Consider the following 6,066-nt stretch of genomic DNA (forward strand, 5'->3'; position numbering starts at 1 on the left):
ATGCTACCGATGACCGCAACAAGGTGCTCTGCATGACACGCCACGCACTGGACGCACAGCACTACACCAGCGTCGAGACCTTTGCGCTGGAACGTGAGCGGATCTTCAGCCGGCTGTGGAACTTCGCCGGCTTTAGTTCGATGGTACGCGAGCGTAATCAGTTCTTCACCCGAACGATCGCTGGCGTGCCAGTGCTGGTGCAGCGCACGACGGCAGGCATCCGTGCTTTCGTCAATCAATGTCCGCATCGGCTGTCCGCAATTCAGACCAGTAGCGCCGGCCAGCGGCCACTGGTATGCCCTTATCATGCATGGTCTTTTGGACCCGAGGGCGAATTACGTGCAATGCCGAATCAGGAGCTGTACCGGTTCGATGCCGAGGAACGCGAACGCATCTGCCTGCACAAGCTGCATATAGAGGAAGTGGGCGGATTGTTATTCGTCAATCTATCCGAGCACCCCCTTGCGCTGCAGGAACAGTTTTCCGACACGTTTCTGACCCAATTGCGCGAGGCATCTTCGCACCTGGATACACAAGTCATCTACAGCCGTCACCGGGTCCGCTACAACTGGAAGCTCAACATGGAGAACGTGAAGGACTACAACCACGTTCCATTTGTGCATCCAAAGACCTTTCTGCCAGCAATGACTGCACCTGTGAAATCGACTGGCGCAGCTAGCGATGCGCCGTCGTTAGTAAAGGAACTGATACAACAAGCTCAAGCGCCGGCGCTTAGCGCGCTCAGTTATCCCACCAAGGCACCGTTGCAAGAGCACACCTCCTGGTTCCGCGAACTCTGCGACACCTATGGCAGCGAGCACATCTACTACAACTGGTTCGTCTATCCGAACGTGAACTTCTGCAGCATACGTGGCGAGCATTTTTTGCTACAGCAATACGAGCCAGTCGCGCCAGGTGAAACCGACTACCACTTGTGGATGATGACGGCCCGGCGTAAGGAGCAACGCACAAATTTCACTGCTCTGCTCAGTAGTTTGATTCGCGGCGAACGTACTGTGATCGCGGAAGACACGGTAGTGTTGGAGCGCCTGCAAAGCGGCATCGGCCCACAGTCGCGACAGTTCATGCACGGCGATTACGAAGAGCATCTGGTCAGCCAGCATCTTTGGTATCGCACGCATGTGCTGGGAGAGCAGTCATGACGGTACGCATCGTTGTGGGACATGGTCGCGCGCTCGACGAAGCCTTTGAACTAGCCGAGCAACTTCAGCCTGGCTGTATGTATATTTCGTTGTCCAGCAGTGATAGCTATAACTTCGAACTAGGGCTTCTATGCGGCTCTTATAGTTCTCAGGATACAGAGGTCTTCGTGGCGCTGGATGAGCGCGCGGTCAATTACGCGCGCCAAAAACTGATCGCAGACATCAGGCTGGCCGGTTATCAAACATACAACCTGGTGTCACCAAACGCAGTCATCGAAAGCAACGTACGCCTGATGGGCAATGTCCACGTCGGCGCCGGCTGCAATATCGCTAAGGATTGTGTGTTAGGTATGGGCAGTTGGTTAGATCGACAAGTGATCCTGGACCATGGTGTCAAGCTTGGAAGCTGCGTGACCTTGCGCGCAGGGATCGTATTGGCGAACCAGGTGCAGATAGGCTCAGGTTCGACTCTGGGAGCTGGCACTTTCGCCGCACCGAAGAGCCAGGTAGGCAAGCACTGTGAATGGTTGCTTGGAGGGAAGCTGCCGGCGAGATTGCAAGACCGTTCGTTTTTCGATGCATTGATGCCAGAAGGCGCATATATTCTGACGTAATCAATAACACGCCGATTTTAATTTTGAAGTTCAAGATCATGCGCCAGTGCGGCGACGATCAGAAGGAGCGATTTTATGGGATTGATTGATCGTGATTTCGCGCTCGATAGTGGTGAAAGGGTCATTGCCCTTAAGATTGATGATATCCCCCCGGACCACATGGCTCGGTATGAATTCGCGCGTCAATCGCTAATTGATTTGCCTGGGCCATTGTTGGGTGCCGATATTTTTTGCGGTGGCGGCTACGGCACTCATTTATTGGCGCAAGGTTTGCCTTGTTTTATCATCGGCATTGATGGTTCGGGCGAGTCGATTGCCCGCGCCTCGCAGACTTATGTCGACCTCAACGTGATGTTTGCCCACAAGTTCTTCCCGTTCGCGCTGCCTGCCGAGCATTTCGATTTTATCGTCTCCATGGAATCCATTGAGCACGTGGAAAATGGCGCACTGTTCTTCGGCTTGATGGTGCATGCGCTCAAGCCAGGCGGCCGGCTAATCATTTCAGCGCCAAATGCTAGCGTCATTGATCTGGCGAAGAATCCCTACGCTTGGCATTACAAGCACTTCACCGTAGATGAAATGTTAGAACTTGGTCGCCAACATCAGCTCAACTTGATCAGTTGGCATGGTGCTGATTGCACGATTGTCGGTGCCAGCGGCAAGGTGGTGGCAACGAATCACCACAGTCCACTGAGCGGAACATTACGCGAAGGCCAACTCGGCGACACGCAGACCTACTATTTCCAGAAGCCACTGTGAGGCAGACATTGAGCAAGCCCGACACACTGGTTTTCATTGGCTGGGATTACGCGTCACCGGCATCGACCGTTCTCAAGCGCGCATTGATGGACCCGGAGTTTCCGTTGACAGCGATGGCGATCGTGCACGACGTGCTGCTAACTGATAGCGTCGATAGCATTCCGCTGATGAGCACCAACGATTTCCTAGCACGTGACGACCTCGCGCAAATCAACGTGGTATTGCAGATCAAGAATGGCGTGCACCGCACGTTGTGGCTGCGCCGCATCCGCGAGCATGGCATGCGCCTTGTAGACCAAGGCGAGTTGCTGCGCAACTATGCGGCACATCTGGCTAGTCGTGGCACCACACGTACGCTGGGGCCAATCACCGTTCCGCAAGCCTTCGACGATGACGTTTGCGAAACGCTACGGGCCTGGACCGGAACATGGCCCGATGCGCTGTCCAACCGTACGTTTTTGGGCTATCTGCTGTTTTTACAGAGTGGGTTGCTGTCGGCGTTGGCCGATGTCGTCAACGCCGAGGTGTCCGAACATCCATTCTTCCGCAACAGAAATCCGCAGACTGACGCATTCAAGGCATGCGCGACGCAAGGCCTGATCTGGGAGATCGCCGATACCCGCAGCGCATTTCTCGAACAGCTATTGGTCGCAAACAACATCGGCACATTCGATTACGGGTTTTCTTCGTTTACTGCAGACAAAGCGCTTGCCGAGGGCAAGCGCTTGTCACTGCTGTTCGGCAGCCTCGGCATTGTGCCTGCCCTGTCCAGCTTCAGTGCGGATACTACAGAGATCGTCCAGCACCAGATCGGTACTGCGCCACTGCCGAAAAGCGATGCAACAAACAAGTTCGTTCGTTTGGATGTAGAGCAGCCGGTCGCCCTACTTGAGTGGCTCAACGCAAACACGGACGTTTTGCTGGCGAAGGTACGCATCAAACGTCCTGCCGATCTCCTGCAATGCCTGCAGCTGTTTCCCATGCCGCAATTGTCATTGCATTGCGACCGACCAGGGCCAGCCGGATTGGAACTGACGATTTTTAAGCTGCCGACCCCGGCGGCTGTAGGCAATCAATGAACAAGCAGCCTGCCCTGATGAGCAAAGCCTGCCTTGTCTATGCGAAGCCACATTTAGAGGTTGCATTGCGACTGCTATGCTTCATCTGCAAAGAAAATAAGGAAGCATCATCATGGCGCTAGCTACCGGTTCCATCGCACGAGCCAGTATCAAGTATCCAGGACTGGATCCAGCCAAGACCAAGCTAATCGGTTGGGGCGCGGGGCAGTTTTTCCGCGACTTTTATCCTTGCGTCAACCAACATCTTAACTTGCACTACACCATCTGCCCGCGGCCGGAGAATCAGGGCACGACCGTCCATGGTGTACCAGTCAGATCACCTTCGGCGCTGGAGGAGGAATCGATCGACGATGTGCTGATCGTCATTTTCTCCAATCACTCGCCGGAGGTGATGAATCAGATTGCAAAGGCACATGGTCGTTTCCGCACGGTGCGTGCGGTCGACTATGACCAAGGCAGCATCCCGCTGCTGCAGGAACTGCAGGACTTCTCCAGTTTGCTACCGGAGTTGCAGCTATCGCGTCGACTGAAGTCACCAGACACGGGCATTTTCGTGCAGGGACTCGCGTTCGACTTCACGCCCTTGGTGCTGGCCTGGAATCGCCTGCGTTTTCCTTGGGCGTATCAGTGCATGGTGACCTGGGACCACCAACCAAGGGCACTACTCGATCGCTGCCGGCCTTGGCTGGATGCATTGATCCTTGTTCCTCAGCCGGACAATCTTGGCCTGCACTACCGCAATGCGGTGCTGCGCTCCGCGCGTCTGGGCGCCGAGCATCTTGCCGAGCAAGGCATCGAATTTGCCGTGCGTTGCCGCAGCGACAACGTGCTGACCGGCTCGGTCCGTGAGGCCATCAACGCGCACTTTCGCGGCACGCGTAATCGCGGAAAGATCGCCGTCTCGCTGGCCGCCGCGTGGCAGCACATGCCATTTCATTTCACCGAAAAAGCCATGCTCGGCAGGACTGATGACATGGTGGCGTTGTGGTCGATGCCTGAGGATTTGCGGCCGGCGAGTTATGCAGATGAGGAATTGTCGCCGATGTTGGAACTTGCACCCGAGCGGCACTTCCAGGATCTTAGCCATTACACGTTCGAATCGTCGTTGTGGAAGGACTACGCACGCCGGCTTGGATTCCCAGCCGAGACCCTGGTCGATAGCTACCGGTTTGCACAGTCTCGGCTGCTGGCACTGGAGCCGCATCTGAGCTGGTCGTCGTTGAAGTTCGTCCCGTTGTTCAATGTGGCTCGCGACAACAGCTACGGTTTCTCGATGGACTTGTGGAACCGGCTGTTCACCGACAGCGATGCAGTGCTGGAGGCTGCCGAGGCAGTCAGCCGGCTGGATCTCAACTCCACCGATTTTTGGCAAGGCAGAGTCGGCTGAGCCGCCCTCGCTATTCAACGCCATCGGTTGCCAGGAGGCTTCTATGACTTACGCCATCATCATCCCTGCGCGGCGCGACTCCTCGCGTCTGCCCGGAAAACCGCTGATCGAACTGGGCGGCGTGCCCATGATCGTGCGTACCTATCAGCAATGCGCCAAGGCCGCGCCGGCCGAGCAGATTCTGGTCGCCACCGACTGCGATGTGATTCAACGTACCTGCGAACAGGCTGGTATCCGCACCTTGATGACCTCCAGCGACTGCCTGACCGGCACCGATCGTGTCGCCGAGGTCGCGCAGCAGCTCGATGTGGATACCTACATCAATGTGCAAGGCGATGACCCACTATTCAATCCGCAAGACGTGCGCTTGCTGATCGATGCGGCGGTAGCGGCGCCGAATGATGTGATCAACGGTTACTGCCAGGTCGCCAACATCGACGAGTTCCGTAACCCGAGCGTGCCCAAGGTGGTCGTACGCCCTGACGGGCGCCTGTTATACATGTCGCGCGCGTCGATCCCGATCACCAAGCAAGGCGAGTTTCGGCGTGCCTGGCGGCAGGTGTGTGCGTATGCATTTCCCAAGCAGGCGTTGCGGGCGTTTGCGTCGGTATCTTGCAAGACAACGTTGGAAGAAATCGAGGACATCGAGATCCTGCGTTTTCTGGAACTTGGCTTTGAAGTGCGTATGGTGCAGATGAGTGACAAGTCGATCGCCGTGGATACGCCGGCGGATGTGCAGCGCGTGGAGCAGGCGCTGCGCGCCCAGTCCTTAGCCGAAACGCCAGCAGAGCAGTAATGAACAGAGTAGACAACGATACTCAAAAAGCATAATCGTCGGCCTGCGGTACCGCCGACGCAAGAGAAACCGAACACGCCAACGCCTGCCCGCTGATCGCCATTTTTCTGAGGATATTCGGTCAGTCAGCGCCGCTGGGCAGATCGAAAGAGCCACACGACCACGAAACCGCTCTAGGGAACCTCTGAACAACGCACCACAGATACGCGACACTACCCGCCTCATGTTGAGGAGTGATCCATGCAACTGACGTTCGGTGACGCTGAGG

6 protein-coding genes are annotated in these 6,066 nt (G+C 56.2%); all 6 read left to right on the forward strand.

Annotated features, from left to right (window positions below; all coding sequences use genetic code 11):
* Nucleotides 1–32 precede the first annotated feature (32 nt).
* On the forward strand, nucleotides 33–1,163 hold the full coding sequence (locus GGR62_RS14505) for an aromatic ring-hydroxylating dioxygenase subunit alpha (protein WP_184408565.1): 1,131 nt from the start codon (nucleotides 33–35) through the stop codon (nucleotides 1,161–1,163).
* Nucleotides 1,160–1,777, forward strand: coding sequence for an acetyltransferase (locus tag GGR62_RS14510; RefSeq protein ID WP_184408566.1), 618 nt, complete (start codon nucleotides 1,160–1,162; stop codon nucleotides 1,775–1,777). Before GGR62_RS14505 ends, GGR62_RS14510 begins: the two co-directional genes overlap by 4 nt.
* Before the next feature lie 75 nt (nucleotides 1,778–1,852).
* Nucleotides 1,853–2,536: a class I SAM-dependent methyltransferase gene (locus GGR62_RS14515; protein ID WP_184408567.1), complete on the forward strand. Its 684-nt coding sequence runs from the start codon at nucleotides 1,853–1,855 to the stop codon at nucleotides 2,534–2,536.
* Between the two features lie 8 nt (nucleotides 2,537–2,544).
* The gene (locus GGR62_RS14520) at nucleotides 2,545–3,615 is read left to right on the forward strand and encodes a hypothetical protein (protein ID WP_184408568.1); all 1,071 of its coding nucleotides are present in this window, start codon (nucleotides 2,545–2,547) and stop codon (nucleotides 3,613–3,615) included.
* 112 nt (nucleotides 3,616–3,727) lie between these two features.
* Nucleotides 3,728–5,002: a hypothetical protein gene (locus GGR62_RS14525; RefSeq protein WP_184408569.1), complete on the forward strand. Its 1,275-nt coding sequence runs from the start codon at nucleotides 3,728–3,730 to the stop codon at nucleotides 5,000–5,002.
* A gap of 43 nt (nucleotides 5,003–5,045) precedes the next feature.
* Nucleotides 5,046–5,798 (forward strand): 3-deoxy-manno-octulosonate cytidylyltransferase, encoded by a 753-nt coding sequence (locus GGR62_RS14530; RefSeq protein WP_184408570.1) that lies wholly within the window; start codon nucleotides 5,046–5,048, stop codon nucleotides 5,796–5,798.
* The last annotated feature ends 268 nt before the right edge of the window (nucleotides 5,799–6,066 follow it).

This window comes from Xanthomonas sp. 3075 (assembly GCF_014197275.1).
Lineage (GTDB): Bacteria > Pseudomonadota > Gammaproteobacteria > Xanthomonadales > Xanthomonadaceae > Xanthomonas > Xanthomonas campestris_B.

Coding starts and splice junctions, on each gene's coding strand:
- GGR62_RS14505 (WP_184408565.1), top strand. CDS start 33: ATGACACGCCACGCACTGGACGCACAGCACTACACCAGCGTCGAGACC.
- GGR62_RS14510 (WP_184408566.1), top strand. CDS start 1,160: ATGACGGTACGCATCGTTGTGGGACATGGTCGCGCGCTCGACGAAGCC.
- GGR62_RS14530 (WP_184408570.1), top strand. CDS start 5,046: ATGACTTACGCCATCATCATCCCTGCGCGGCGCGACTCCTCGCGTCTG.
- GGR62_RS14515 (WP_184408567.1), top strand. CDS start 1,853: ATGGGATTGATTGATCGTGATTTCGCGCTCGATAGTGGTGAAAGGGTC.
- GGR62_RS14525 (WP_184408569.1), top strand. CDS start 3,728: ATGGCGCTAGCTACCGGTTCCATCGCACGAGCCAGTATCAAGTATCCA.